Consider the following 25,887-nt stretch of genomic DNA (forward strand, 5'->3'; position numbering starts at 1 on the left):
AACCCGACACAAACACGAATGAAAGAGCAAAAGACCTATCAATTTCCGACAGATTTTTGGTGGGGAACGGCTTCTTCTGCTACACAGATGGAAGGTGCTGCTTTTGAAGGTGGAAAAGGATTGAACATCTGGGATTACTGGTACATGCAAGAGCCGAATCGCTTTTTCAATGGCATAAGCGCAACAGAGGCTTCAAACTTCTATCATTTGTATGAAGAAGATATCGCATTGATGAAAGAACTCGGGCATAACACGTTCCGTTTCTCCATTTCATGGTCACGTCTTTTTCCACAAGGTGTCGGGGAAGTAAATGAAGAGGCAATCACATTTTACAACAATGTCATCAATTGCTTAATCGATCATGGTATCGAACCGTTCATCAATCTGTATCACTTCGATATGCCGATGGCGCTTCAAGAACAAGGTGGTTGGGAGTCACGGGAAGTCGTGGAGGCATATGTCACCTTTGCGAAGACATGCTTTGAGTTGTTTGGTGACCGCGTCGAGAAGTGGTTCACGCATAATGAACCGATTGTACCGGTAGAGGGTGGATATTTATATGACTTTCATTATCCAAACGTTGTTGATTTCAAGCGAGCTGTCCAAGTAGCGTACCACTCGATCTTATCGAGTGCGATGGCAATCGAAGCGTATCGTGACATGGGACAATCAGGGCAAATCGGGATCATCTTAAATCTGACACCCTCATATCCGAGAAGTCAGCACCCAGCTGATTTGAGCGCAGCGCGCATTGCCGATGCGATATTCAACCGCTCGTTCCTCGATCCATCTGTTTTAGGCACGTTCCCTCAAGAATTAGTAGAAGTGCTGAAGTCGGAAGATGCGATGCCACAGATGGAAATAGGCGATCTTGAACTCATTCGAGAACATACAGTCGACCTGCTTGGCATCAACTATTACCAGCCGCGTCGCGTGAAAGCAAAAGCATCACTGCCGAATCCGGACGCACCATTCTTACCGGAAAACTTATTTGATTTTTATGAGATGCCTGGACGTAAAATGAATCCATATCGTGGATGGGAAATTTACGAAAAAGGAATCTATGATATATTAATCAATCTAAAAGAAAACTATGGTAATATTCCATGCTTCATTTCAGAGAATGGAATGGGTGTCGAGGGTGAAGAGCGTTATCGTGACGAGAACGGAAGTGTCCAAGACGATTATCGAATTGATTTCATTCGCGAACATCTGAAATGGATGCATCAAGCGATTGAAGAGGGTTCGAACGTAAAAGGCTATCATCTTTGGACGTTCATGGACAATTGGTCATGGAGCAATGCTTATAAAAATCGCTATGGATTTGTAGGTATTGACTTAGATACGCAACAGCGTACTGTAAAAAAATCAGGGCACTGGTTTAAACAGTTGATTGACGCTAATGGTTTTACAGAATAATGAAGTAAGCTGACAAAGACTACTCTTTGTCAGCTTTTTTTGATATATTGTACATATATGTCTATACATGAGGTGCTATATGTCTACTAAGAAAAAACCGAAATATGAAACCATTGCTGATGAAATTCGTAAAAGAATTATTGAACACGTTTATCCGCTAGAACATGCATTACCTGATGAAATCCATTTGGCCCAAGAGTTTGGGGTGAGCCGAATGACGATGAAACGTGCGCTTGAGATTCTCGTCATGGAAGGGCTGATTTATCGTAAACGTGGTAAAGGAACATTCATTTTACAGTCGAGCTTCCAAAAAGATCGCATCAACGTGATTAGCAAAGAAACGAGAGGGCTGACTCAAGTAATCGGAGATCGCTCGTTACGAAGTGAAGTCCTCAATTTTGAGGTGAAGTTTCCGTGTCAAGAAGTCGCCAATCATCTCATGATTGAGCTGACAGAACCGGTCTATGAAATACGTCGTGTGCGTTACGTAGACGATGAGCCGTATGTCATCGAATTGACGTACATGGTTGCTAACCTCATTACAGGAATCACACGTGAAATTTTGGAAAAATCCGTGTATGCGTATATTCAAGAAGATCTGGGTTATACGATTACAAGCTCGCATAAAGTGATTCGAGCAGATAAACCGGATGAGTACGACCAAGCTTACTTGAAGAATGATATCACTGAACCGATTATCGAAGTCGAGCAAGTGGTCTATTTAAGTAACGGGAAACCGTTCGAGTATTCGTTTGCCCGTCATCGATACGATAAATTTGTGTTTTCATCGGTCAATATTGTGAAGTAAAAGTCGCCGCGATGGCGACTTTTTCGTAAGGAGGACCCATCGTGGATGTGAAAATTGAACAAGCAGGATACGAGATAAACGAGCCCGTCATCCAAGACATTTCGTTTGATGTACGGGCAGGTGAGATTTTAGGGGTGATTGGGTCGAATGGTGCGGGAAAAACGACCACCATCGCCTGTCTTACCGGAACGATTCCTTGGATGAAGGGAACGGTCGAGATGGAACGCTATGCGTTTATCCCGGAACAACCGGTCTACTATGATTATTTGACGCTATCTGAACATATTGCACTCGTCCAAGAATTAACGGGAATCGATTCAACAGAAAAAACGGAGGAGTTGCTACAGCTATTCCGGTTAGAGCATGTGACCGATCGGTATCTCTCCTCTTTTTCAAAAGGGATGAAACAGAAGGCGATGATTCTATTGGCACTCATTCAAGAAGCGCGGGTATTGATTGTCGATGAACCATTTATCGGATTGGATGCGACGACGACGATTCAGTTACTTCGACTGTTAGAAGCGGAGCGTACGAGGGGGGCAAGTGTCTTATTAGTCACACACGTTCTTGATACGGCCGAGCGATTATGCGACCGATTCGTATGGATTGATGATGGACAACTGCTCGCGAGTGGGACGAAAGTGGAGATTCGTGAAGCGCTCGATACAGAGGGGATGACCTTGTTTGACATGATGGAAGATGTGGCGATGCGATGATTGCGAAACGATTGTTTTGGATGCGTGTCTCCCGGTACATAAAACAGCAATGGAAGACGGTCCGATTGATTGTTGACTGGACGATTTTTTTATACGGTGTCCTTCCTCTTCTAATATGGGCAGGCTATTCCTACTGGCAAGTCTGGGAAGGGAACTTCCCCTGGTTAGGTGACATCCCTTATTTTCTCTGGGCACTTCTGATTGGATGGTTCATGTGGCAAGACCGTATGTTTGTCTGGATTGAGCGTGCCGATCTCATCCTTGTGTCAAACCGGAGCATGATTCGGGATTTAAAAAGGTATTCGGTTTGGTATCAACTTACGCAACACGTGATTCAATATGGATGCTATCTGCTGTTGCTTGCACCGATTCTATACGTAAAAGGAAGGGACGTGGGCGAGATTCTCGCGTTTGGGGCTGCACTTTTTCTACTCGCTTGGTGTCACGTATGGGTCCAGTATCATCTACGTCTCCGACACGCCCATCTCATGAAGCGATTTTTAATCGTACTCCTTGCTTTTGTAGGCGTGTATGCGTTATTGATTGAGTCGATATTGCTTAGTGTGTTGATCGGAAGCATCATGGTCACATTTGCGTTATACGTAGGGGAAGGATGGATGTCGAAACATCCGAGTGTCGGTCGAGAAATTGAAATCGGAGAACGTGAGCGTGCCTCATTCGATCGTGTCCTGTTGACGACGTCAGGAGCCATCGAGAAGACGAGTGAGCGGAAACGTCCCCTGTATCGACCGAGACCGAATCGCTTCGGCACCGTCAGACGGACGATGGCACTCCTTATGTACTTTAGAACGCCGAGTCATCGGAATTTATGGTTTCGACTCATTCCGCTCGGGATCACGAGCGTGATTCTTCTCCCAAGTTGGTTCAAAATAGTGGTTCCGATTTATCTGTTGTATGTCGCCTATCAAGAACAGACGTCGTTCACGAGAGAAATGGAGCGACATCCATTCTTTCAATCCATTCAAGAAAGAGGTTCATCATGAACGAACAGCAGTATGAGCAACTGTTACAAATCGAGACGGCCAAACCTCAGCAAGGATTCCCGTCCTCAGCCGAATATCACCGTTATGAACCGACTCCTTACGAAGCACTCGATTTGCTTCGGGATGCGTATCCGTTAGAGTCCACAGATACCATCGTGGATTTCGGTTCGGGAAAAGGACGTCTGCCGTTCTATTTAGCGTATACGTTTCGTGTGAGGGCGATTGGTGTCGAGATGGACGGTGGATTTCATGAGGAGGCACTTCAAAATTGGATGAGCTATACGAAGAAACATCGTAATCGGGGAAGTGTTCAATTGGAACAGGGATTCGCGGAGGGATTCATGATTCCACCGGATGCGAATCGATTCTACTTCTTTAATCCGTTCTCGGTGAACGTCTTCCGCCAAGTGATTGCCAACATTATCGAATCTGTTGAAACGGTCCCTCGTCCGGTCGACGTGATTCTATATTATCCGGCGGATGAATACCTCCATTATTTGAACGACGAGACGCCTTTTCAATATGTACAGACCGTTCGACTCCCGCTGAAGAATCTTCATGAGCGATTTTTGATTTACCGGTTTGATATGATGGAATCATCTTGGTGATGGAGGAGTGAGTACGATGAAAAAGAAAGACATTTTAGAGGCATATCGTTGGCGTCAAGCGACGAAAGCGTTCGATGCGGATCGTAAAATCAAAGAAGAGGACATGGAGTTCATCTTAGAGACGGGACGTCTTTCGCCGAGTTCGTTCGGATTCGAGCCATGGCAATTCGTCGTGGTGCGTCGGGAAGATTTACTCCAAAAGATTAAAGATCATGCATGGGGAGCGCAAGGTCAGGCACTGACTGCCAGTCACTTTGTATTGATCCTCGCAAGAACACCGAAAGCCATGCGTTACGATTCGGACTATATTCGTCATATCGTGACGGGGGTACAGGGCCGGACGGAAGAAGAATACGCACAACGCGTGAAACGGGTACAGGAGTTCCAGGAGGACGACTACCGTCTTTTAGACGATGAGCGTGTCTTCCAGGAATGGATCAAGCGTCAGACATATATTCCGCTCGGAAACATGATGACGGCTGCCGCACAAATCGAGATCGATTCATGCCCAATTGAAGGGTTCAATCAAGAGGAAATCGATGAGTTGCTCATCTCAGAAGGTGTGATGGAACGAGGCGAATGGTCACTTTCAGTCATGGTCGCATTCGGATATCGGGCGCGTGATTTCGCACCGAAAACACGTCGTGATTTCAACGAGGTCGTCAAATATATCGGATGAAAAAAGGTTCAATCGCCTCAGCGATTGAACCTTTTGAATTATTTCCAGTCTGTGATGCGGTCGACTGGGAAGCGTACTGATGGGTACCCTTCTTCTGCTGCTTTCCCGATTGAGAGAAGCATGACTGGAAGGTAACGTTCTTTGTCGAGACCGAACGCTTCAGCGATGTTCGCTTTGTCGTATCCGCCGATTGGGTTTGTGTCATATCCGTGTGCACGTGCGACGAGCATGAGTTGCATCGCTACAAGACCTGAATCGAGCATGATGCTATCTTTGATCATTTCTTTCGGTGCATCTTTGAAGATGCCTTTGATCATGTCGACTTGACGGTCGCGGACTTCAGCCGGCATCATACCGCGCTCTACTGCTGTATCGAAAATCTCTTCTGTGTAATCTGCCATTTGATAGTCGGCGAAGAGGGCGATCACAGCTGAAGATGTTTCCACTTGGCGTTTGTTGAAGCTTGCGAGTGGAAGGAGTGTTTCTTTTCCTTCTGCGCTATCGATGACGACGAAGCGCCATGGCTGTAAGTTAAGGGATGAAGGAGCTGTTGTCGCTTCTTCAAGAATTTGTGTCATTTCTTCTTTTGAGATATTGACGTTCTCATCGTATACACGAATCGAGCGGCGTCCTTTGACAATCTCCATAAAGTCTTTTTGTGTAGCAGTGTTCATATTGTAGTCTTCCTTTCATGGTCAATAGTATCTTGTAACATCGTGAGTGATGCTAGTAACTGTTGTTGATCCTCTACCTTCATGTTGACAAAAAGTCGGTCCGTTAAGCACTCTTTTTGCTCAGTCCAATGTGCAATTTGTTCACGACCCTCGTCTGTCAACTCAACATAGATGACACGGTTATCTTGTTCACAGCGTCTCCGCGTGATGAGTCCTTGTGTCTCTAATTGTTTCAGGTGTCGGGTGATGGCGGCATGGTCGACATCGACGCGCTGTTGCAATTCACGTTGCCGCAATGGACCGACGTGATACAAGTTGCTTAAAATGTCGTAGCGACTCAAGCTGAGCCCGTCCATTTCAGAGTCGAATAATTGCCCTAATTCTTTTTGTACAGTGATGATGTGATAGAGAATTTGATCACGAAGCGAGCAAGAATCTCGCATGCACATCGCCTCCTCAAATCATTGATGACTCAATCATTGATGGGTCACACAATGTATAGTAAACCCATCCTGACGATATTTCAAATAAAAAGTTTTAAAAAATAGGTTGTCAAACTGTTATATAATAGTCTATATTATAACCAACTGATATATAACAATGATTAAAGGAGGATGTGAACGCTTGGAACACTATGAACGACTAGATAAGTATCATATTCATGAGAAACTGCTCGAATTTGTGAATAAAAACGTTCTTGAACCTCATGAAATCAATGATTTTTGGGAAGGGGTCGAATCGCTTCTAGAGCGTTTCATTCCAGTGAATCAGACACTTCTAGAGCAACGCAAGACATTCGAGCGATTGTTACAGGAATGGTACAGTAGGCAAGACGAAGTCGATCCAATCGAATACGAGACATTTTTAACGTCGATCGGCTATATCGAACCGGTCGTCGAAGATTTTAATATCGACGTGTTGAATGTCGATCGCGAAATCGCTCATCAAGCGGGACCGCAACTCGTCGTACCGTTAGACAATGCCAGATATGCACTCAATGCCGCCAACGCCAGATGGGGAAGTCTCTACGACGCTCTTTATGGGACGGACATGATTGACGAGACAGACGGTATGGAAAAGGGGAGAGCATATAATCCCGTTCGCGGTAATGAGGTCATTCGGTTAGCGAAACAGTTTCTGGATGACACGTTCCCGCTACCATCAGGGTCACACAGAGACGTATCACGATATGTCGTTCGTGACGACGTCGCCTACGCGGTGATTGGAGACGAGGAGCATTTATTCGCTTATGATTCCTTCGTCGGTTATACCGGCGAACCGAACGAGTTGAAGACATTGATGCTCCAGCACCATGCCTTGCACGTCGAACTTCAATTCGACCGCGAACATCCAGTCGGCAAAGTCGATCCTGCTGGACTGATGGACATCGAGCTTGAATCAGCCCTCTCCGCTATTGTGGATTGCGAAGACTCGGTCGCAGCCGTTTGCGCAGAAGACAAAGTTCATCTGTATCGTAATTGGCTCGGTCTAATGGATGGGACGCTTGAAGCCTCGTTCCAAAAAGACGGGAAGCGACTCTCTCGGCGTTTAAACGAAGACAAGCGTTTGATTGGAAAAGGTGGGGCGGAAGTCGTCCTCCCAGGACGCGCGCTCTTGTTCATTCGGAACGTTGGACACTTGATGACGACGGACTTGATTCTTGATGCAGAAGGTCGCGAGGTACCAGAGGGGATCGTTGATGCCATCTTTACTTCATTGATTGCAAGTCGCCATCTTCATCGTCGTCTCAACTCTCGGGAAGGATCGATTTACATCGTCAAGCCGAAAATGCACGGCTCTGAAGAAGTGGCATTCACCAATGTTTTGTTTGATGCCGTGGAAAATCTGCTGGACCTTCCTCGCTATACGTTAAAAGTCGGCGTGATGGATGAAGAAAGACGAACGTCGCTCAACTTGAAAAATTGTATCGCGCAAGTAAAAGAACGGGTCGTCTTCATCAACACGGGCTTCCTTGACCGGACGGGAGACGAGATTCATTCTTCGATGACGCTCGGACCGATGCGTCGGAAGGGAGAAATGAAGACGTCACCTTGGCTCGCTGCATATGAACGGTTGAATGTATCGATCGGTCTCGAGAGTGGGTTCCATCATCAAGCACAAATCGGAAAAGGGATGTGGGCGATGCCCGATCGGATGCAGGACATGATGCGTGAAAAAATGGCACATGTACGGTCCGGGGCAACGACGGCATGGGTGCCTTCACCGACCGCGGCGACGCTCCATGCGATGCACTATCATCAACTCGATGCTTTTGATGTACAGCGAGAATTGTTGAAACAGCCTGTTTTAAAACATGAACGACAACAGCTCCTTGAGATTCCACTCGCGACGCGCATCTATTCGCAAGAAGAGATCAAAGAAGAGCTTGAGAACAATTTGCAAGGATTGCTCGGGTACGTCGTTCGTTGGGTCGAACAAGGTGTCGGTTGTTCGAAAGTGCCGGATATTCACCATGTCGGACTGATGGAAGACCGGGCGACACTCCGGATTTCGAGCCAACACGTGGCCAACTGGTTGCATCACGGCATTTGTTCAGCAGAACAAGTCGAGGTCACCCTTTATCGGATGGCACGAGTCGTCGATGAGCAAAACGAGTCAGACTCGAATTACCGGCCGATGACACCGGACGTCGATCAATCGATCGCCTATCAGGCTGCCCACGAACTTGTATTTCATGGGTTGAAACAACCGAACGGGTACACGGAACCAATCTTGCATCGTCGTCGCCGTGAATTTATGAAACGTCAAACTGTGGAGTTAAACCTTAAAGGAGGAACCTCATCATGACAACGAAAAAAATGGAAAGCGAACAGTTGATTGAACGTTGGGTCGTCCGCCGCATCGTATCTGGAGAATCGACAGCATCTTTGGCGAACACAGCATTCGTATACGGCAACGACTTGATGCGTCTCGTCTTGGACCGGACAGATGGGTCGCTCCAAATCATGAAAGAGCCGATCGATGAAGTTGTCGTTTTCCGCAAGCCGGAAGATCGGGACGAAGAAAATGTTTGCCGTTGCTGCGGGATGGAGCATTCGACGTTCAAGGCAGCATTGGAGTGTTGTGCTTACCTTGACTAAACCATTTGTTTTGCATCATCTGTTATATAACAAATCAAATTTATTGAAGTTAATATAATACAGGAGGGGTTATCGATGAAACAACGCGAAGAATTGGTGAACAGCTGGAAGTCAGAACGATTTGAAGGGGTAGAACGTCCATACTCTGTAGAAGACGTCATGAAATTACGAGGATCCATCGTGATTGAACAGACACTCGCGACAAAAGGAGCGGAACGCTTATGGCAATTGATGCACGAGCGTGACTACGTGCATGCACTTGGCGCGTTGACAGGAAACCAAGCCATTCAGCAAGTGAAGGCAGGACTTGAAGCGATTTACTTGAGCGGCTGGCAAGTAGCGGCAGATGCGAACCTGTCGGGTCACATGTATCCGGACCAGAGTCTATATCCGGCCAACTCGGTTCCAAGTGTCGTTAAACGAATCAATCAGGCACTTCAACGTGCCGATCAAATTCAAACGGCGGAAGGAAAAGGCGACACACATTGGTTCGCACCGATTGTCGCCGATATGGAGGCTGGATTCGGCGGGGTGCTCAACGTATTCGAATTGACGAAGGCGATGATCGAAGCAGGGGCTGCCGGCGTTCACCTCGAAGACCAGCTCTCGTCTGAGAAGAAATGTGGTCACCTCGGTGGGAAGGTGTTACTCCCGACCCAGACAGCTGTGAAAAACTTGATTTCGGCTCGACTCGCGGCAGACGTCATGGGCGTCCCGACAATCATCGTAGCGCGGACAGATGCGCACGCTGCGAACTTGATCACGAGCGACATCGACCCAATCGATCATCCGTTCATCATTGGAGAGCGTACGCCGGAAGGCTTCTATCGTACGGAAGCTGGTATCGAGCAAGCCATCGCTCGCGGTCTCGCTTATGCACCATATGCAGACCTCGTCTGGTGCGAGACTTCTGAACCAGATCTGGCAGAGGCGCGTCAATTTGCCGAAGCGATTCATGCGAAGTTTCCAGGCAAACTTCTCGCTTACAACTGCTCGCCATCGTTCAACTGGAAGAAGAAGTTGTCAGACGAAGAGATTGCTACGTTCCAACAAGAAATCGGCGCAATGGGATACAAGTTCCAGTTCGTCACACTCGCTGGATTCCACGCGCTCAACTTCGGCATGTTCGAGCTCGCACGCGGTTACAAAGACCGTGGCATGGCAGCGTACTCAGAATTACAACAAGCAGAATTTGCGGCTGAAGTACATGGTTACACGGCGACACGTCATCAGCGTGAAGTCGGAACGGGTTACTTCGATGAAGTCTCGCTCGTCATCTCAGGTGGGCAATCATCAACGACTGCACTGGCTGGGTCGACAGAAGCAGAGCAGTTCACAAATTGATCATATTTTGGAGACGCCAACTTGTTGGTGTCTCTTTCTTTATGTGAAAGTATGTGAGATAGATTGATGAATATGTGAAAAAAAGATGAACCAAAGTTCATTTTCACTTCTCCAATTCGACGAATAGTTGTCACAAATAGTAAGAATAAACCGTTTCCATTCCTTGTATACTCAATCTGTTCACAAGTTGGACACAATGATAAAGGGGGAAGCATCATGCAAGGGGAACGATTGAATAAACGCAACGCTTGGTATCAAGCGGTATGGCGTTGGCACTTTTATGCAGGTCTCATATTTGCACCAATTTTTATTATCCTGGCTGTGACAGGAAGCATTTATTTATTTGAACCGCAAATAACGAAGATGCAATACAAAGACATGATGACGGCAACTTTCACGGAAGAACAGCCGATTGAAGTCCAAAAGGAATCATTCATGACGGAATATCCGGATGCGATGATCACATCGATTCGTTTGCCGGATGAAGGCGAATCGACTCGAATCGGTTGGATGAACAAAGACGAGATGATGTATACATATATTCATCCGGAAACTACAGAAGTTTTAGGAACGCGGTCTGCTGAAGGTAGCATGGATTTATTAGTTGTGATTCATGGCACACTATTAGGTGGTCAAATCGGGAACTGGGTCGTCGAACTCGCGGCGTCCTGGGCAATCATTCTTCTTATTACGGGGACATTCTTGTTTTGGCCGCGTGGTAAGAATCCGCTTCGGATGCTTATGCCGAAGCTTGGGAAAGGACGACAGTGGTGGAAGCAGATGCACGGTAGCGTCGCTTTGTGGTCATCGCTAGGCCTCGTGCTCATTATCAGTTCAGGGTTGGCTTGGTCATCCGTTTCGGGTGCGATGTTGCAGTGGGTTTCCTCGTCGACAAACACGGGAGCACCGATGTATGCCTATGCGTTTGGCGCCAAGCCAGAATCGACCGTGACGACAAAAGAGGTGGCAGAAGACGTACCTTGGGCGACCCAAGCAGATCTCGTTCCAACGTCTTCTCCAAGTACGATGTTGCCGATTGATTTAAATCAGGTGGTGAACAAGTCCACGATTGATCGACCGTACACAATCTCGCTTCCAGAAGGCGAAACAGGCGTCTATACTGTCACATCGGCAGCAGGTCATCCATTTAAAGAATCGACGGTGAACTTAGATCAATATAGTGGTGAAACACTCAGCTCTGTGACATACGCAGATTACGGGATTCTCGGAAAACTGATTACGGTTGGAATCGCGTTCCATGAAGGTCGCCTGTTCGGTTTACTCAATCAATTGGTCGGTGTCGCGCTTTGTCTAGGTCTCATTTTCGTGGTCATCAGCTCGTTCATGATGTGGCGCAAACGAAAAGTCGGATCCATTGAACAGATGAAGCGGTTTGAGGACGAACGCATTAAACGAATCGTCGGTATCTTGATTTTACTTCTAGGTGTGACATTACCGCTCGCAGGAATCAGTATTCTTGTCGTTCTCCTATTTGATTGGTTGATTGGTCGCCGGAAGTTGAAAGCGGAGGTGGCAGCATGAAACGATTTAAAGCAGTCATTCCTGTCATCCTAGCGACAATTTGGTTAAGCGCGTGTCAACTTCAACCAGTAGAACGCACCATTGATCCGATTGGGATTCAACTGATCGTACCTGAACGTATAGAAGTTGGCTCGACGACGCTTGCGATGAAAGTATCGAATGATGAACGTGTGACGGAAAGCCATATTCAAGTCACGCCTTACGATTCGGAAGAGACCCGGACGTATGAAGTGACAGAAAAGGATGGCTATCTCGTGACGAGCGTGAAACTCGATCAGGGAATCTACCAAGTGAACGGCATGGTCCATGAAGGGCAGAAGGTCTATACGCCGTCCGCATGGATGATTGTCGGTGATGTACCGCAAGACCAAATCGACCAATTGCAGCAACCAATCGTTCACTCACACGACCATGGTGGTGAACATCAGCATTAAAAAAGTAACCGTTGCGTATGCAGCGGTTACTTTCGTTTAAGACGTATCCCGATCTCTCCAATGAGAACGGCAAGGCCCATGAATCCGGCACCGAGAATGGCCATCTGATTCTGGTTGGCGACCCCGATTCCGTTCTCGAATTGATAAATGTCCCGCGTTAAGAATTGAATCGGCTCACCGGATGTGAGTGCTTGTTCATAACCGAGCCAAATCAAAATCGAGAATGTGGCAATTGAAACCAAAAGTCCGATGAATGCGGTAGTACTGACACGGATTACGGTTCGAGTCATAGCGTTTCCTCTTTTCCTGTTTGTATACGATACGTCACAAGCTGAGGAAAAGATTCACGAGGCAATCATTTCGGAATGGTCAACACTTGTCCGACATAGATGGAGTTGACGTTTGTGATGTTATTGGCGGCTGCGATTTTTGCGACGGTCGTATTGTACATCGTCGCAATCTTGTAGAGTGTGTCGCCCGATTTCACCGTATATTTCACAGTCGTCGTAGGTGGTGTAACGGTCGTTCCTGGAATGATGAGCACTTGTCCGACATAGATGGAGTTGACGTTTGTGATGTTATTGGCGGCTGCGATTTTTGCGACGGTCGTATTGTACATCGTCGCAATCTTGTAGAGTGTGTCGCCCGATTTCACAGTGTATTTCACGGTCGTCGTAGGTGGTGTAACGGTCGTTCCTGGAATGATGAGCACTTGTCCTACATAAATCAAGCTGTAGTTCGTAATGTTGTTGGCGGCAGCAAGCGCCGAGACGGTGACTCCGTATGTCCGTGCGATACTGTACAACGTATCACCTGACTTCACGGTATACGTTTTGTTCGTCGATGTGTTTTGATATGCAAGTAATTGTGAGACCGTGACAAATTTGTACCCTTTTGCTTTGAGTTGTGAAATCATCGTTGGGAGTGCGAGCGGTGTACCCGGGGCCCCGGCTCCGGTATGCATCAAGACGATTGAACCCGGTTTGATGTTAGTCTGAACTTTCGTGTTGATTTGGCTCGCGGTCAACCCTTTCCAGTCAATCGTATCAATGTTCCATTGAATCGTGTATCCGTATCCTGCAGCCCCGACACCGCTCAATACGGTACTATTCACTGCACCAAACGGGGCTCTGAAAATCGGTTTTGTCGTTTTTCCGGTCAACGATTTAATCAAAGCTTCCGTGCGGTCGAGTTCGGATTTCATCTGCGTGGCAGCCAGTTTGGTGAAGTCAGGGTGTGTATACGAGTGATTTCCGAGTTGATGTCCTTTTGCGGCGATATTTTTAATGTACTGTGGATGGTTATTTGCGCCCGACCCCGTTAAAAAGAAAGTGGCTTTGACATTGTTTTTTGCTAAAATGTCTAAAATCTTGTTCGTGTTCGCCCCGTCTGCCCCGTCATCGAACGTCAATGCGACGACCTTGCTCGTCGTGTTCACGCTCGTGACAAATTTTGAAGCGGCGGCACTGACGGAAATCGATTGTGTGATCACCATCGCCAATAAGATGAACAGTGCCATCGCCCCACGAATGACCTTACGTTTCATCTGAATTCGCCTCCATTCATGATGTAACTCTCTTGATGTTAAGACTTTCCAAATGATTGACCTTGATATATTTTATATACCCCTTTTTAGAAATGATGGACTAAAATTCGGAAATGTACTCAATAAATTTTGATTCAACTATATGTGTGAAATTTGTGAGAATGTATCGTGGGATATATCACAGAATGCTCACACTCTTTTTGGAAAGAGATGGTATCATGAACAATGTGTGAAAGATGTAAGCGATTTATAAGGAGGACTTATGATGAAAAAGATGATGACACGGTTTGGGGTCGTGTTTGGACTCATCGGGTTATTCGTACTCGGTGCGTGTGGTACGGAGAAAGAAGCGGAGAGCGCGGCTGTTCCACAGTCAATGGAACCGGTCGAGGCAGAGTTGACGGTAGAGGCAACGGCTGAAAAGGGAGAGGCGGTACCTTTATCAGTAACAGTCACGCAAGATGGTCAACCTGTAGACGATGCGGATGAAATCAAGTTCGAGGTATGGAAGAATGGTGCGAAGGAAGAAAGTGAGATGATCAAGGCGTCACTCACGAAAGACGGTATCTATGAAGCGGAGACGACGTTCGCGGAAGAAGCGGTCTATACGGTTCAGGTTCACGTGACAGCGCGTTCGATGCACACCATGCCGACGACAAACGTGACGGTTGGACATCCAGAAACGGCTGCTGAAGCAGAAGAAGAGAGTGAGCATCATCACCACGCTGGAGCGGATATCACGCTTGACCCGAAAGAGGCGACAGCAGGGGAAGAACAACCATTCATGGTACACGTCATGATTGAAGACGAGATGTTCGCTGGAGCGGACGTACAGCTCGAAATCTTCCAAGATGGGGCAGAGAAGCATGAATGGGTGAAGTTGGAGGAAGCAGATGCTGGGATGTATAAAGGTGCACACACTTTTGCTGAATCAGGCGCATACAACGTTCAAGTCCATGTCACGAAAGGTCATGACATTCATGAGCACGTGATGGAAACGATAAACGTTAAATAAAAAATCGGCTCGCGTTTGAGCCGATTTTTTATTATGCATTTTGGTAAAGGGATTCAACTTGTTGTTGAAGCGCCTCGTTCTCCAAGTACTCATCGTATGTTGCTTCTTTATCCACGATGCCATTCGGTGTCACTTCAATGATGCGTGTCGCAATCGTCGAGATGAGCTGATGGTCATGTGAGCTGAAGAGGAGTACGCCTTTGAACGACTCGAGACCGTTGTTAAGTGCTGTGATCGATTCGAGGTCCAAGTGGTTCGTCGGATCGTCGAGGACGAGCACGTTCGAATTTGAAAGCATCATCTTCGAGAGCATGCAGCGTACTTTTTCTCCCCCTGAGAGTACAGACGCCTTCTTCATGACTTCTTCACCTGAGAAGAGCATGCGGCCGAGGAATCCACGAAGGAACGTGTCTGACTCATCGGCAGGCGAGAACTGGCGCAACCAGTCAAGGATGCTCTTTTCTGAGCCCTCGAAGTATTCTGAGTTGTCTTTCGGGAAGTATGACTGAGTCGTCGTTACGCCCCATTTGACTGATCCTGTGTCTGGCTCCATCTCACCCATGAGAATTTTGAAGAGTGTCGTGATGGCAACGTCCGAACGACCGACGAATGCGACTTTGTCCGTCTTGTTGAGTGAGAACGTGACGTTGTCGAGTACTTTTACACCATCGATTGTCTTCGATACGTTATCGACATAGAGAACATCGTTTCCGATCTCGCGCTCCATCGTGAATCCGACGAATGGATAACGACGTGACGACGGACGGATGTCATCAAGTGTGATTTTATCGAGCAACTTCTTACGCGACGTCGCTTGACGTGCTTTCGATGCGTTCGAGCTGAAACGTGCGATAAAGTTTTGAAGCTCTTTGATTTTCTCTTCTTTCTTCTTGTTCTGGTCTGCCGCCATACGTGTAGCGAGTTGGCTAGACTCATACCAGAAGTCGTAGTTCCCGACATACAATTGGATTTTTCCAAAGTCGAGGTCGGCCATGTGCGTACAGACTTTGTTCAAGAAGTGACGGTCGTGGGAAACGACGATGACTGTGTTTTCAAAGTTGATCAAGAATTCTTCTAACCATTGAATCGCTTTTAAGTCAAGTCCGTTAGTCGGCTCGTCTAAGAGGAGGATATCTGGCTTACCGAAGAGCGCTTGGGCAAGAAGGACTTTGACTTTCTCCCCACCTGTGAGTTCGCTCATTTGTTTCTGGTGGAGCGCTTCAGAGATACCGAGACCTTGGAGGACCATCGAGGCTTCCGACTCTGCTTCCCAACCGTTCAACTCAGCGAATTCCCCTTCGAGTTCAGCTGCGCGCATCCCGTCTTCATCTGAGAAGTCTTCTTTCATGTAGATGGCGTCTTTTTCTTTCATTACTTTGTAGAGACGCTCGTGACCCATGATGACGGTCTCGAGAACTGCACTGTCCTCATACGCGTAGTGGTCCTGTTTGAGGACGGCGAGACGTTCGCCTGGTGTGATGCTGACATCACCCGTCGTCGTATCTTGTTCACCTGATAAAATCTTTAAGAATGTCGATTTTCCGGCACCGTTCGCACCGATCAATCCGTAACAGTTGCCTGGCGTGAACTTGATGTTCACCTCTTCAAACAACTTGCGACCGCCAAATTGTAGGCTGACGTTATTTACTGTAATCATGTATGGTATCCCTCGTTTTTCTGATTAGTTTACGACGTGTATTGTATCACGTTTTTGAAAAACGCGCAGTCGCGTAAAAAGTGGAAGTGAAAAATGACTCTATTCGGTAATTCCCAACATATCATATGTTTAGTAAAAACATAACGTCTCACTTAATACATTTGGTTACTTGAAGTGAGACGTTGTGTCAAAGCAACGAAGTAAACGAATTCCTTCAGGGGAAATAGTGCAGTTCAGTTGCCATATTTCTAATCCGGAAGGTATCGCATCGTTAATCAATTGACGAATTAGATGGTCTTGTTTTCGGTTGGAATTACCGGTATAAATTGGTGCGTCATATAAAAAAACATATAAGAGGACTGCTCTTCCGGTTTGGGGTAGAGTGGAAATCAGAGCGTGGAGATGACGAATCAACCGTTCTGTCTCGATGGGTCGTTTCAATCGTCTACGTTTAAAGTGTGGGAGAGGAATAGTGAGTAGTTCGCTGAGCGGAGCCTTCACTTCCATGAAGATTCCATCAATCTGAAAATCGATTCGTGCACCGCCAATTACTATTTCACGTTTGATTCCCCTCGGGGTTGAGAAAGCATCAAGCTGGTTCTCGAGTAAGAAAGCTTCAACATAGTCGTTGACACGACCTTGATTGATTCCAATCCATTGTTCACCATCGACTGAAATGGCTTCGACTGTAAAGTGAGTTTTACGATTCGAGTCATAGGTTTCTGAGACGAGGCAGGGGATGTTTTCAAATATAATATCTCCAATCCTTCCTGTTACAGGACAATGGCAAGGCGCGAGCAAATCATCAACGAGTACGTCCATGACAAAGCGATTACGTCTGTTTACAATTATCGCTTTTTTCAAAGGTTCTTCAAATAAAATCATTGCCACTTTTACGTGAAATGACGGTATTCAACTCAAATGCTACATTTCCTGCGAGTGCGCGTGAAATCATACATTGATCTTTCGCTTTTTTCGCGATGCGCTCGACAAGCGTGATGTCTCGGTCGGTCATCTCTGTAGGTACATGAATCGTTGTCGCATAGCGAATCGTCTCGTAAGTGAAGATGCCGTTCGTCACATCGACGATGCCCTCTGCATTAATCGTGATACCACGATGAGTCAGGTCACTCCGTCCAAGTACGGCTGCGAGGGTGATGATATAACACGTTGCCGCTGCCCCGAGGAGCATCTCATCCGGATTCGTTCCGACTCCCGGACCGTCCATTTCGGGTGGGATTGAAATCTGTGTCTTTAATCGCTCGGCCTCGAGGGTGCCGACGTCATTTCGTCCGCCATCCCAACCGAGGTTCATGCTAAATGTATGTTTCATCAAAAATCGCCTCCAATGTCTCTAGTGTAAAAGAGAACGATTGGAGGCGCATGTGTTATGCTTGTGCGCGCTTCGCGAATGTGCGAAGTGTTTCGATGATGACCGTTGTCGCTTTTTCCATATTGTTCACAGAGATATATTCGAACTTCCCGTGATAGTTCTCTCCACCTGTGAAGATGTTCGGTGTTGGAAGACCCATGTAAGAAAGTTGCGATCCGTCTGTGCCACCACGAATCGGTTCGATTTTCGGTTCGATGCCAAGGCCGCGCATGACATCAGCGACGGTATCGACGATGTGTTTGACTGGTTCGATTTTCTCGGCCATGTTGTAATACTGGTCTTCCATTTGGAGTTCAATCCGTGCTTCCCCGTATTTTTGTTTCCATTCGAGGACAAGCTTCTCCATCAACGCTTTACGCGCTTCAAACTTCTGTTTGTCGTGATCGCGGATGATGTATTGAAGCGTCGTCTTCTCGACGTCCCCAGTGAAGCCGTTCAAATGGAAGAATCCTTCATAATTGCTCGTCCGTTCTGGTGCCTCATCAGCAGGTAACCGATTTTGGAACGCCATCGCGAGCTTCATCGAGTTCACCATCTTATTTTTCGCGCTACCTGGGTGTACGTTCGTTCCGTGGAAGGTGATGGTCGCACCGGCTGCGTTGAAGCTCTCATACTGCAACTCTCCGAGTGGTCCGCCGTCCATCGTATAAGCGAAGTCTGCATTGAATCGGGCGACATCGAATTTATGTGGTCCACGGCCGATTTCTTCATCTGGTGTGAAGGCGATGCGAACCGTCCCGTGTGGAATCTCAGGATGGGCCAATAAGTATTCAACGGCTGTAACGATTTCAGCAATCCCTGCCTTATCATCCGCACCAAGGAGTGTCGTACCATCCGTTGTCATGAGCGTATGCCCGACATACCCATCAAGTTCTGGGAAGTCTTTTGGTGATAAGACGACATTCAATGACTCGTTCAAGACGATGTCGCCACCTTCATAATGCTCGACGAGTTGAGGGGACACGTTCGTTCCTGTGAAGTCGGTCGCTGTATCCACATGAGCGAGGAATCCGATTGTCGGGACGTCATAATCGACGTTACTTGGAAGTGTGGCGAATAGATAGCCGTATTCATCCGTCTCGACGTCTGTCAGTCCGAGTTCTTTTAATTCTTTCTCCAAATGACGAATCAAATCCCATTGTTTGGCCGTCGATGGTGTTGTCGTACTCGTGAAGTCAGACTGTGTATCGATCTTCGCGTAAGTCATTAAGCGTTCAATTAATTTGTCTTGCATCTAAAAACCTCCCTAAGTCTTTACTCAACATATTCAGTTTAGCATGAGGGCAGTCGTATAAAGTATCAAAATAGTTTGAAAAAAGGCGACCAAATGAATGGTCGCCTTCTGATTTACTGAATGATTACCCCGCCATCGATGACGAATTCGGCGCCGGTGAAGTAACTCGATTCGTTTGAACCGAGAAACAAAACGAGGTGGGATACGTCTTGAGGTTTTCCGATTCGTTTCAGAGGAACCGTTTCAGCCATTTGCTGTACTACCTCTTCAACGCCAGGTTGCATGATCATTGGTGTCTCGATCAATCCTGGGTGAATGGAGTTGACGCGGATGCCGTCAGCCGCCACTTCAAGAGCAACTGCTTTTGTCATACCACGAACCGCAAATTTGGAAGCGACGTAGGCGGCTCCGCCCATCCCTAAAATTCCCGATATTGAAGAGATGTTGATAATGGAACCATGACCGGCTTTTCGCATCGAAGGAATGACCGTTTTCATTCCAAGAAAGACGCCAACTTGGTTAATGTCGATTACTTTCCGATATTCCGCTTCAGAGAGTTCATCGATTGTTGGGGTTACAGCAATTCCCGCATTGTTCACCAGAATAGTGATTGGTCCGAATGTTTCTTCAGTTGCTTTGACAATCGCTTCCCAGTCTTCTAGTTTGGTCACGTCATGCTTCATAAAAATCGCTTTTCCATGCAACTCTTTTTCCAATGCCTCGCCCTCGCTGCTCAAAATGTCGGTGAATACGACCAGTGCGCCTTCATCGACCAATGCCTTGACATGGGATGCCCCCATTCCTCGCGCGCCACCTGTTACCAAAGCGACTTGATCTTGTACACGTCCCATTGTTTTTCCTCCTCGGATCACACAAAAGAAGGCAAGCGTCTCTTTTCATTATAATATGTTTTATTACCTATTGTGAATGAACAAGGAGAGGAGAAACTTAAAATAAGATGGGAAAAAGAAGTGGCAAGATAAACGATGTGAAGATGGCCGTCAACCCCATCGCAGCACCACCAGTTGCACCAGACAACGGATGTTCCGTTGCCGCTTGAGCGGTCCCGATTCCATGACTGATCGTCCCGAGTGTGAGTCCACGCGTGAACGGGTCGTCCATACGGATCCATGTCAAGAGTACCGGTCCAAGCATCGCCCCTAAAATACCGCAGGCAACAGCAATCGAGGCGGCAAGTGTCGCATCTCCTTCTAGCTGTCGAGCCAACTCAAGGGCGATCGGGGACGTGGCCGACTTGACCGATAGCGCAATCAATACGTTTTCGGTAAACGAAAACAGTTTGCCGAAAAGTACAGCCACAAAAATCGTAGAGAGTGACCCGAGTACGATGGCACTCAGGGCCCGTTTTGCCCGGGCGAGTAGTACGGGTAAGTTGCGATAGAGTGGTAACCCGAGGGCGACCGTCGCCGGACCAAGTAAGATGGTGATGATGTCGGTGGCTGGTTTATACGTATCATAGGACTGTCCTGTCACGAGTAACATGAGAATCAGAATCGCTGTACTTAAGAAGACGACATTGGTGAACGGAGATGCCCACTTTTTCGAAAGTTGACGACTGAGCGAATACACGAGAATCGTCAACCCGATCCAAATGTATGTCATGATGCCTCACCTTCTTTCCCGGAAACGAGCGCCGTCAAAATCATCCCGACCGCCATGCTGGCGAGTAACGTGATTAGGAGCGGAATACCGGCAGCTTTTAACAACGTACCGTATGCCATAAGGCCGACGGCAATCGGGATGAAGAAGAAGGCGAGGTGCTTCGTTAAATATCCAGCACTGTCCTCAATCCATTCCACGCGAATGACTTTTGTCAACAAGAGGACGAGCAAGAGCACCATGCCGATGACGCTGCCTGGTACTTTCCACGAGAACGTCTCAACAATCCAGTTTCCGAGCGTGCTCAACCCAAACAAGAGTGAGAGCCCGATAATCCATTTTAATAATTTCATATACATGACTTCCTTTCACGTCATTCAAAACGTATGAATCTTCTCAAATTCAACGAGAGAGGTCAAGAATAGGGTATTACAAAAAATATAAGGGGTACATACGTTCGGGATGCTATACTACATCTATCATAAACAAGCGGGGTGCCGAGATGGAACTAAAAACGATTGAGCAATTTATTCAAGAGCATGGATTACAAAACAGGGAAGACATTTTACATGCGTTCACAAAGCGGGTCAATTTGACAACTTTGCCACGGACAACAAGGGAAGAAGTAGCGGTTGGCCATTCTAAGTTTGGCGGATATCCTGACTTACCACACGCAGACTTGCATCCTGGAGAGAATATGACGTTTTTAGCTCAGTTTCGTTTAAGTGATTTGGCTGAGTTTGAATCCGTAGATGCACTCCCGAAAGAAGGTTTGTTGTCTTTCTTCTATGATTTAGAAGAACAACCTTGGGGAGATGTGGATGAACGTCATCTTTGGCGTGTTCTGTTTACTGAAGAATCGAAACTTGAGCGAGTGCGAGTTGGAGAAGCATTAAATGAACGTGCCGTTTCCTTTAAAGAAAGCTATGCAGAGAATGAATATAGTTTATATGAGCTGCTCGACGAAGAGATGTACGATCGGTTACTCGAACGATTCGAACAAGAAGAACTTCATGCAATCGGTGGACATCCGAGTGAAGTGCAAGGTGACGTTTTTGAAGAGATACAAGAAACATATGGGGAACGATTCGATCATCCTTTCCTATTGTTTCAAATGGACACGTCTGAAGAGTTAGACGTCATGTTCGGGGATGCAGGTATTCTCTATTTTCTCATTCCGGAAGATGCTCTCCGTGCCAAACGGTTTGGAGAAACCGAAATCATTATGCAGTGTTATTGAACGCAAAAAAGGGAGCCGACTCGAATGAGTCGACTCTCTTTTGATTACGCTTGTTTTTTCTTACGGAATCGTGCGAAGAACTCATAGACGATCGGTACGATGAGCAACGTGAGAAGTGTCGAACTTGTGAGTCCGCCAATCACGGTGACCCCGAGACCTTTCGAGATGAGTGCGCCACCCTCGAGACCGAGTGCGAGTGGTGCGAGTGCACCGATTGTCGCGAGTGCGGTCATCAAGATTGGGCGAAGGCGTGTGCCCGCTGCCTCAAGTAACGCTTCACGTGTTGATAAACCAGCTTCTTCTTTATGAATGACGCGGTCAATCAAAACGATGGCGTTCGTGACGACAATCCCGATCAACATGAGTGCCCCGATCAAGGCAGAAACCGAAATCGTTTCACCCGTGATGAGAAGGGCGACGAGTCCCCCGATAATCGCATACGGAAGTGAGAACAACACGACGAATGGCGTGAGTGCCCCTCCGAATGTGATGACGAGAACCAAGTAGACGATGGCGATCGCGGCGAGCATCGCAAGACCGAGCTGTGTGAACGATTCTTGAATCTGTTCCGTTACACCGCCGACATCATACGAGACGCCAGAAGGGAGCTCGATGTCCGATACGCGTTCTTCAATCGCAGCAGACGCTTCTGTCGCTTTATCTGTGCTGAGTTCAACACTTACTTGCGCAAGCAGTTTTCCGTCGCGCTCGACGAGTGTGTCCGGTGTTGTGCCTTCTTCGATTTCAATGAAGTCTGAAATCGGGCGTGGTCCGAACGGTGTCGTGATTTCTTGTGCTTGCAGGTCATCGACACTGTCATACGTCACTTGCTCGTTCGGGATGACGACGTCTAACTGTTTGTCATCCACTGTGACACTCGCAAGTGGACTTTCTGGTGCCTGGAACTGACTGATGACTTGCGCGATTTGACCTGCCGACACACCGGCTTCTGCAGCGGCCTGTTGGTCGACGTTGAACGTGTATTGTACATAGGACTCACGTAAGTCAGATGTCGCTTGACGGACATAATCCGTTTCCTCTTCAATCGTTTCGATGAAAGTCGGCACGATGGCTTCTAAATCTTCAAGTGAGTTGGCATAGACGTTGTATGTGACACCGCTCGTTGCGCCGCCACCTGAGAAGTCTTGTTCTTTCCATTCCCCGTTCGAAGCGAGTTCGTTCAATTTCTCGATATCAGCTAACTTCACATCCGCGAAGTCTTCCGTATCTGGATCATATTGAACGATGAAGATTCCTTGTTTGTTGTTTCCGGGGTTCAGCGGGTTCTCTCCACCGACCGTGAACTGAACATCGGTTGCGTTCGGTTGTTCTTCCATGAAGTATTCTTCTGCCACTTCTGCTGCGGCAATCGAATCTTCAAGTGTTTGACCAGGTTCTGGGTCGAACGTGACGAACAACGTCTTCTCCGAATCCTGATTCAAGAAGTTGACCCCAATCGCTGGGACAAGGGCAAAGCTACCAATCAATAGGGCAGTCGCGAGACCGAACACGACGAGTTTATGGTTCAGTGACCAGTTCAAGACGCCACGATACCATTCCGCGAGCTTGCCTGGACCTTCTTCTGGCTTCAACTTGTCGCGGTTTTTAAAGAACGAGTCGGCCATCATTGGTACGACCGTGATTGCCACGAGTAACGAAGCGAGTAATGCGAAGACGACCGTCAATGCGAACGGCAAGAACAGTTCACCGACAAAACCAGTGACAAATCCAAGCGGCAAGAATACTGCAATCGTGACGATGGTCGACGAGGCGATCGGGATGAATACTTCTTTTGTTGCCGCGATAATCAACTCTTTACCGCGAAGTGGTTCGTTCGAACGCGTGAGTCGACGGTAAATGTTCTCGATGACGACGATGGAGTCATCGACGACGCGCCCAATCGCAACGGTCATCGCACCGAGCGTCATGATGTTCAACGTGATATCCAACTGCTTCAAGACGATGAGTGCCATGAGAAGCGACAACGGGATCGAGATGACGGCGATGATCGTCGATCGGAAGTTACGTAAGAACACTAAGATGATGAGGATAGCGAACAACCCACCAAGTAATGCTTTAGACAACATGGTTTCGACCGACTCTTCAATCGGTTGTCCTTGGTCGAGTGTGATTGATACATTCGCCGTATCGTTTTCAGCTTCGAAGTCATTCAATACTTCTTTGACGGCGTTGACGACATCGACCGTGTTCGCATCTTGTGTCTTCGTCACTTGTACGCCGATTGAACGTTCACCGTTCGAGCGAGAAATCGATTCTTCGATTCCTTTGTCCTCGATTGTCGCAAGTTCACTCAACGCGACAGTCGGAACCGTCGTCGGAACGTTCGGTGGTAATGCCGATGGTGTTTCCGTCGGGACCTCTGTTGGCACGTCTGGCGTTTGACTAGGTGGCAATTCAGTCGGGGCAGACGGTGTCGTCGGCGTTGATTGTGCTGGTGAGTAAGGGATTTGGATGTCGCGGAACGCTTCGAGCGTCTCCGACTTGCCGTCGATGACGACCGCTTGCTCCGTATCACCTAATTCATATAACCCGAGCGCAATTCGAGCGTCATTCGCTTGAATCAATTGTTTGACCGTATCTTCTGTCAAATTGTATTCTGCGAGCGCTTCTTGGTCGAATTGAAGTTCGACGCGGCGAATCTCTTGTCCGGCAATTTGGACGGTTTGCGCACCTTCCACTCCTTCAAGAGCAGGCTGCACTTCTTCCTCGACGAGTTTTGTCAATTCGGCCAAATCAAGACTCTCATCCGAGATGGCAGCCCCGATTACCGGGAAAGCGTCGAAACTGAGACGCGACACTTGTGGTTCTTGTGCCGATTCAGGTAGTTCGACGTTACTTAACGCATCTTTGACTTGTTGTTCCGCTTCATCCATATCGGTACTGAAATCATAATCGATTTGGATGTTCGAAGCGTTTTGGAATGACGAAGAACGAACTTGTTCCACACCATTTAAATTCTGAAGACGATCTTCTAACACGGTGCTGACTTCTTCGAGCACTTGCTCAGGGGATGCACCTGGATAAATGGTTGTGACCGAGACGGTCGGAGTCGTAATGTCCGGTAACGTCTCGAGCTTCATCGTCAGACCGGCGAAAAGACCGGCGGCCGTCAAGATGATCGTCATCAACCAAACCGCAAACTTGTTGTTGACGGAGAAGGACGTGATTTTCTGCATGGGTTTTTAATCTCCTCTATTATTATGTTGTTTTATGACTCACGATCGATGTCGTGGGCTCGTTCAATCAAGCGTGCGATAATCGCTTGTTTGAGTTCGGTAGGGGGAACACCGACACCGAAGTGTTCGGACATCATCATACCTTCGAGTGCATAACGAATGATCATCGTTTCCACCGGATCAGCCGTTTGTTGGAACTGTGCGAAGAACGTATCTAAATCATGTTTCCAACGATTGGCGTACTCTTGGTCGACTTCGAACAACGTGAGAAATGCAATCATCTTCTCGACGTCGATTTGGATGGCAGCACGCTCAGGATGCAACTTCGTTTCATCAAATAGACGAACGAATGCCTCGACAGGTCCATGGCCTTCATCTTGCAATGAAGCATATAGCTCGTTTTGTTCTTGTTGTAATCGTTCGACCATCGCCGTCATCAACGCTTCTTTTGAAGGATAATGATAAAGAAGTCCCCCTTTAGATACACCCGCAGTCTTGGCGACTTCATCTAAGGTAAGTTGATGCACGCCGTGGTTCATGATGATGTCGGTTGCCGCATCCAACAGCTTTTGCTTTGTAACGTTCGATCGGTTTGACATATCTTCACCTCTTTCTGTACCGACCAGACGGTTTGTTTGATTTTACTATATCGTTCG

General features: G+C 47.4%; 26 protein-coding genes. 13 read left to right on the plus strand and 13 right to left on the minus strand.

Going from position 1 to position 25,887, the window contains the following annotated elements:
* Positions 1-18 precede the first annotated feature (18 nt).
* The 6 genes from GVY42_RS11595 (at position 19) to GVY42_RS11620 (ending at position 5,234) form a co-directional block, all read left to right on the plus strand.
* The gene (locus tag GVY42_RS11595; protein WP_159563673.1) at positions 19-1,419 is read left to right on the plus strand and encodes a glycoside hydrolase family 1 protein; all 1,401 of its coding nucleotides are present in this window, start codon (positions 19-21) and stop codon (positions 1,417-1,419) included.
* Positions 1,420-1,498: 79 nt separating this feature from the next.
* A complete protein-coding gene (locus GVY42_RS11600; protein ID WP_074035076.1) occupies positions 1,499-2,227 on the plus strand; it encodes a GntR family transcriptional regulator in 729 nt (242 codons plus the stop codon).
* A gap of 41 nt (positions 2,228-2,268) precedes the next feature.
* The gene (locus GVY42_RS11605) at positions 2,269-2,943 is read left to right on the plus strand and encodes an ABC transporter ATP-binding protein (protein ID WP_078146062.1); all 675 of its coding nucleotides are present in this window, start codon (positions 2,269-2,271) and stop codon (positions 2,941-2,943) included.
* Positions 2,940-3,947, plus strand: a complete 1,008-nt coding sequence (locus GVY42_RS11610; protein ID WP_159563283.1) for an ABC transporter permease — start codon at positions 2,940-2,942, stop codon at positions 3,945-3,947. Before GVY42_RS11605 ends, GVY42_RS11610 begins: the two co-directional genes overlap by 4 nt.
* Positions 3,944-4,555, plus strand: a complete 612-nt coding sequence (locus GVY42_RS11615) for an SAM-dependent methyltransferase (protein WP_078146064.1) — start codon at positions 3,944-3,946, stop codon at positions 4,553-4,555. The genes GVY42_RS11610 and GVY42_RS11615 overlap by 4 nt, the downstream gene beginning before the upstream one ends.
* Positions 4,556-4,571: 16 nt before the next feature.
* Positions 4,572-5,234 carry an NAD(P)H-dependent oxidoreductase gene (locus GVY42_RS11620; RefSeq protein ID WP_078146065.1) on the plus strand — a complete coding sequence of 221 codons (663 nt, stop codon included), beginning with the start codon at positions 4,572-4,574 and terminating at the stop codon, positions 5,232-5,234.
* A gap of 38 nt (positions 5,235-5,272) precedes the next feature.
* Here GVY42_RS11620 and GVY42_RS11625 read toward each other — a convergent pair whose 3' ends face one another.
* Positions 5,273-5,908 (minus strand): nitroreductase family protein, encoded by a 636-nt coding sequence (locus GVY42_RS11625; RefSeq protein WP_159563284.1) that lies wholly within the window; start codon positions 5,906-5,908, stop codon positions 5,273-5,275.
* On the minus strand, positions 5,905-6,351 hold the full coding sequence (locus tag GVY42_RS11630; protein WP_015880378.1) for a MarR family winged helix-turn-helix transcriptional regulator: 447 nt from the start codon (positions 6,349-6,351) through the stop codon (positions 5,905-5,907). The genes GVY42_RS11625 and GVY42_RS11630 overlap by 4 nt, the downstream gene beginning before the upstream one ends.
* A 181-nt stretch (positions 6,352-6,532) precedes the next feature.
* Between GVY42_RS11630 and GVY42_RS11635 the strand changes: the two genes are divergently transcribed.
* From GVY42_RS11635 to GVY42_RS11655, 5 genes are all read left to right on the plus strand, one after another.
* Positions 6,533-8,716: a malate synthase G gene (locus GVY42_RS11635; protein WP_201302253.1), complete on the plus strand. Its 2,184-nt coding sequence runs from the start codon at positions 6,533-6,535 to the stop codon at positions 8,714-8,716.
* Entirely contained in the window at positions 8,713-9,009 is a 297-nt protein-coding gene (locus tag GVY42_RS11640) for a hypothetical protein (RefSeq protein ID WP_031424308.1), read from the plus strand. The genes GVY42_RS11635 and GVY42_RS11640 overlap by 4 nt, the downstream gene beginning before the upstream one ends.
* 75 nt (positions 9,010-9,084) lie before the next feature.
* Positions 9,085-10,353 carry an isocitrate lyase gene (gene aceA / locus GVY42_RS11645; protein WP_159563286.1) on the plus strand — a complete coding sequence of 423 codons (1,269 nt, stop codon included), beginning with the start codon at positions 9,085-9,087 and terminating at the stop codon, positions 10,351-10,353.
* Between the two features lie 216 nt (positions 10,354-10,569).
* The gene (locus GVY42_RS11650) at positions 10,570-11,895 is read left to right on the plus strand and encodes a PepSY domain-containing protein (protein WP_159563287.1); all 1,326 of its coding nucleotides are present in this window, start codon (positions 10,570-10,572) and stop codon (positions 11,893-11,895) included.
* On the plus strand, positions 11,892-12,329 hold the full coding sequence (locus tag GVY42_RS11655) for a hypothetical protein (protein ID WP_159563288.1): 438 nt from the start codon (positions 11,892-11,894) through the stop codon (positions 12,327-12,329). Before GVY42_RS11650 ends, GVY42_RS11655 begins: the two co-directional genes overlap by 4 nt.
* A gap of 26 nt (positions 12,330-12,355) precedes the next feature.
* On the opposite strand, the gene GVY42_RS11660 is transcribed toward GVY42_RS11655, so the two are convergent.
* Positions 12,356-12,619 carry an LlsX family protein gene (locus GVY42_RS11660; RefSeq protein WP_159563289.1) on the minus strand — a complete coding sequence of 88 codons (264 nt, stop codon included), beginning with the start codon at positions 12,617-12,619 and terminating at the stop codon, positions 12,356-12,358.
* 65 nt (positions 12,620-12,684) lie between these two features.
* Positions 12,685-13,875, minus strand: coding sequence for a LysM peptidoglycan-binding domain-containing protein (locus tag GVY42_RS11665; protein ID WP_159563290.1), 1,191 nt, complete (start codon positions 13,873-13,875; stop codon positions 12,685-12,687).
* A gap of 265 nt (positions 13,876-14,140) precedes the next feature.
* On the opposite strand from GVY42_RS11665, the gene GVY42_RS11670 reads away from it, so the two are divergent.
* Positions 14,141-14,890: a FixH family protein gene (locus tag GVY42_RS11670; protein ID WP_159563291.1), complete on the plus strand. Its 750-nt coding sequence runs from the start codon at positions 14,141-14,143 to the stop codon at positions 14,888-14,890.
* Positions 14,891-14,921: 31 nt separating this feature from the next.
* Here GVY42_RS11670 and GVY42_RS11675 read toward each other — a convergent pair whose 3' ends face one another.
* From GVY42_RS11675 to GVY42_RS11705, 7 genes are all read right to left on the minus strand, one after another.
* Positions 14,922-16,547: an ABC-F family ATP-binding cassette domain-containing protein gene (locus tag GVY42_RS11675; protein ID WP_015880408.1), complete on the minus strand. Its 1,626-nt coding sequence runs from the start codon at positions 16,545-16,547 to the stop codon at positions 14,922-14,924.
* Positions 16,548-16,712: 165 nt separating this feature from the next.
* A complete protein-coding gene (locus tag GVY42_RS11680; RefSeq protein WP_159563292.1) occupies positions 16,713-17,432 on the minus strand; it encodes a DNA/RNA nuclease SfsA in 720 nt (239 codons plus the stop codon).
* A complete protein-coding gene (locus GVY42_RS11685; protein ID WP_371730024.1) occupies positions 17,419-17,883 on the minus strand; it encodes an SACOL1771 family peroxiredoxin in 465 nt (154 codons plus the stop codon). Before GVY42_RS11685 ends, GVY42_RS11680 begins: the two co-directional genes overlap by 14 nt.
* 52 nt (positions 17,884-17,935) lie before the next feature.
* A complete protein-coding gene (pepT, locus tag GVY42_RS11690; RefSeq protein ID WP_159563294.1) occupies positions 17,936-19,174 on the minus strand; it encodes a peptidase T in 1,239 nt (412 codons plus the stop codon).
* Between the two features lie 113 nt (positions 19,175-19,287).
* A complete protein-coding gene (locus tag GVY42_RS11695; protein WP_159563295.1) occupies positions 19,288-20,025 on the minus strand; it encodes a glucose 1-dehydrogenase in 738 nt (245 codons plus the stop codon).
* A gap of 97 nt (positions 20,026-20,122) precedes the next feature.
* Complete coding sequence (locus GVY42_RS11700; RefSeq protein WP_159563296.1) at positions 20,123-20,797, minus strand: LrgB family protein; 675 nt, start codon at positions 20,795-20,797, stop codon at positions 20,123-20,125.
* On the minus strand, positions 20,794-21,147 hold the full coding sequence (locus GVY42_RS11705) for a CidA/LrgA family protein (protein WP_159563297.1): 354 nt from the start codon (positions 21,145-21,147) through the stop codon (positions 20,794-20,796). Before GVY42_RS11705 ends, GVY42_RS11700 begins: the two co-directional genes overlap by 4 nt.
* A 149-nt stretch (positions 21,148-21,296) precedes the next feature.
* On the opposite strand from GVY42_RS11705, the gene GVY42_RS11710 reads away from it, so the two are divergent.
* Positions 21,297-22,034 carry a YwqG family protein gene (locus tag GVY42_RS11710; protein ID WP_159563298.1) on the plus strand — a complete coding sequence of 246 codons (738 nt, stop codon included), beginning with the start codon at positions 21,297-21,299 and terminating at the stop codon, positions 22,032-22,034.
* 44 nt (positions 22,035-22,078) lie between these two features.
* On the opposite strand, the gene GVY42_RS11715 is transcribed toward GVY42_RS11710, so the two are convergent.
* Both GVY42_RS11715 and GVY42_RS11720 read right to left on the minus strand, forming a co-directional pair.
* Positions 22,079-25,231, minus strand: coding sequence for an efflux RND transporter permease subunit (locus GVY42_RS11715; protein WP_159563299.1), 3,153 nt, complete (start codon positions 25,229-25,231; stop codon positions 22,079-22,081).
* A 32-nt stretch (positions 25,232-25,263) separates the two neighbouring features.
* Entirely contained in the window at positions 25,264-25,830 is a 567-nt protein-coding gene (locus GVY42_RS11720) for a TetR/AcrR family transcriptional regulator (protein ID WP_015880416.1), read from the minus strand.
* Positions 25,831-25,887: the final 57 nt, after the last annotated feature.

The organism is Exiguobacterium sp. 8A (genome assembly GCF_902506275.1).
Lineage (GTDB): Bacteria > Bacillota > Bacilli > Exiguobacteriales > Exiguobacteriaceae > Exiguobacterium > Exiguobacterium profundum.

Coding starts and splice junctions, on each gene's coding strand:
- GVY42_RS11680 (WP_159563292.1), bottom strand. CDS start 17,432: ATGATTTTATTTGAAGAACCTTTGAAAAAAGCGATAATTGTAAACAGA.
- GVY42_RS11705 (WP_159563297.1), bottom strand. CDS start 21,147: ATGAAATTATTAAAATGGATTATCGGGCTCTCACTCTTGTTTGGGTTG.
- GVY42_RS11715 (WP_159563299.1), bottom strand. CDS start 25,231: ATGCAGAAAATCACGTCCTTCTCCGTCAACAACAAGTTTGCGGTTTGG.
- GVY42_RS11625 (WP_159563284.1), bottom strand. CDS start 5,908: ATGAACACTGCTACACAAAAAGACTTTATGGAGATTGTCAAAGGACGC.
- GVY42_RS11600 (WP_074035076.1), top strand. CDS start 1,499: ATGTCTACTAAGAAAAAACCGAAATATGAAACCATTGCTGATGAAATT.
- GVY42_RS11650 (WP_159563287.1), top strand. CDS start 10,570: ATGCAAGGGGAACGATTGAATAAACGCAACGCTTGGTATCAAGCGGTA.
- GVY42_RS11670 (WP_159563291.1), top strand. CDS start 14,141: ATGAAAAAGATGATGACACGGTTTGGGGTCGTGTTTGGACTCATCGGG.
- GVY42_RS11665 (WP_159563290.1), bottom strand. CDS start 13,875: ATGAAACGTAAGGTCATTCGTGGGGCGATGGCACTGTTCATCTTATTG.
- GVY42_RS11630 (WP_015880378.1), bottom strand. CDS start 6,351: ATGCGAGATTCTTGCTCGCTTCGTGATCAAATTCTCTATCACATCATC.
- GVY42_RS11675 (WP_015880408.1), bottom strand. CDS start 16,547: ATGATTACAGTAAATAACGTCAGCCTACAATTTGGCGGTCGCAAGTTG.
- GVY42_RS11710 (WP_159563298.1), top strand. CDS start 21,297: ATGGAACTAAAAACGATTGAGCAATTTATTCAAGAGCATGGATTACAA.
- GVY42_RS11695 (WP_159563295.1), bottom strand. CDS start 20,025: ATGGGACGTGTACAAGATCAAGTCGCTTTGGTAACAGGTGGCGCGCGA.
- pepT (WP_159563294.1), bottom strand. CDS start 19,174: ATGCAAGACAAATTAATTGAACGCTTAATGACTTACGCGAAGATCGAT.
- GVY42_RS11640 (WP_031424308.1), top strand. CDS start 8,713: ATGACAACGAAAAAAATGGAAAGCGAACAGTTGATTGAACGTTGGGTC.
- GVY42_RS11700 (WP_159563296.1), bottom strand. CDS start 20,797: ATGACATACATTTGGATCGGGTTGACGATTCTCGTGTATTCGCTCAGT.
- aceA (WP_159563286.1), top strand. CDS start 9,085: ATGAAACAACGCGAAGAATTGGTGAACAGCTGGAAGTCAGAACGATTT.
- GVY42_RS11660 (WP_159563289.1), bottom strand. CDS start 12,619: ATGACTCGAACCGTAATCCGTGTCAGTACTACCGCATTCATCGGACTT.
- GVY42_RS11620 (WP_078146065.1), top strand. CDS start 4,572: ATGAAAAAGAAAGACATTTTAGAGGCATATCGTTGGCGTCAAGCGACG.
- GVY42_RS11720 (WP_015880416.1), bottom strand. CDS start 25,830: ATGTCAAACCGATCGAACGTTACAAAGCAAAAGCTGTTGGATGCGGCA.
- GVY42_RS11655 (WP_159563288.1), top strand. CDS start 11,892: ATGAAACGATTTAAAGCAGTCATTCCTGTCATCCTAGCGACAATTTGG.
- GVY42_RS11615 (WP_078146064.1), top strand. CDS start 3,944: ATGAACGAACAGCAGTATGAGCAACTGTTACAAATCGAGACGGCCAAA.
- GVY42_RS11595 (WP_159563673.1), top strand. CDS start 19: ATGAAAGAGCAAAAGACCTATCAATTTCCGACAGATTTTTGGTGGGGA.
- GVY42_RS11610 (WP_159563283.1), top strand. CDS start 2,940: ATGATTGCGAAACGATTGTTTTGGATGCGTGTCTCCCGGTACATAAAA.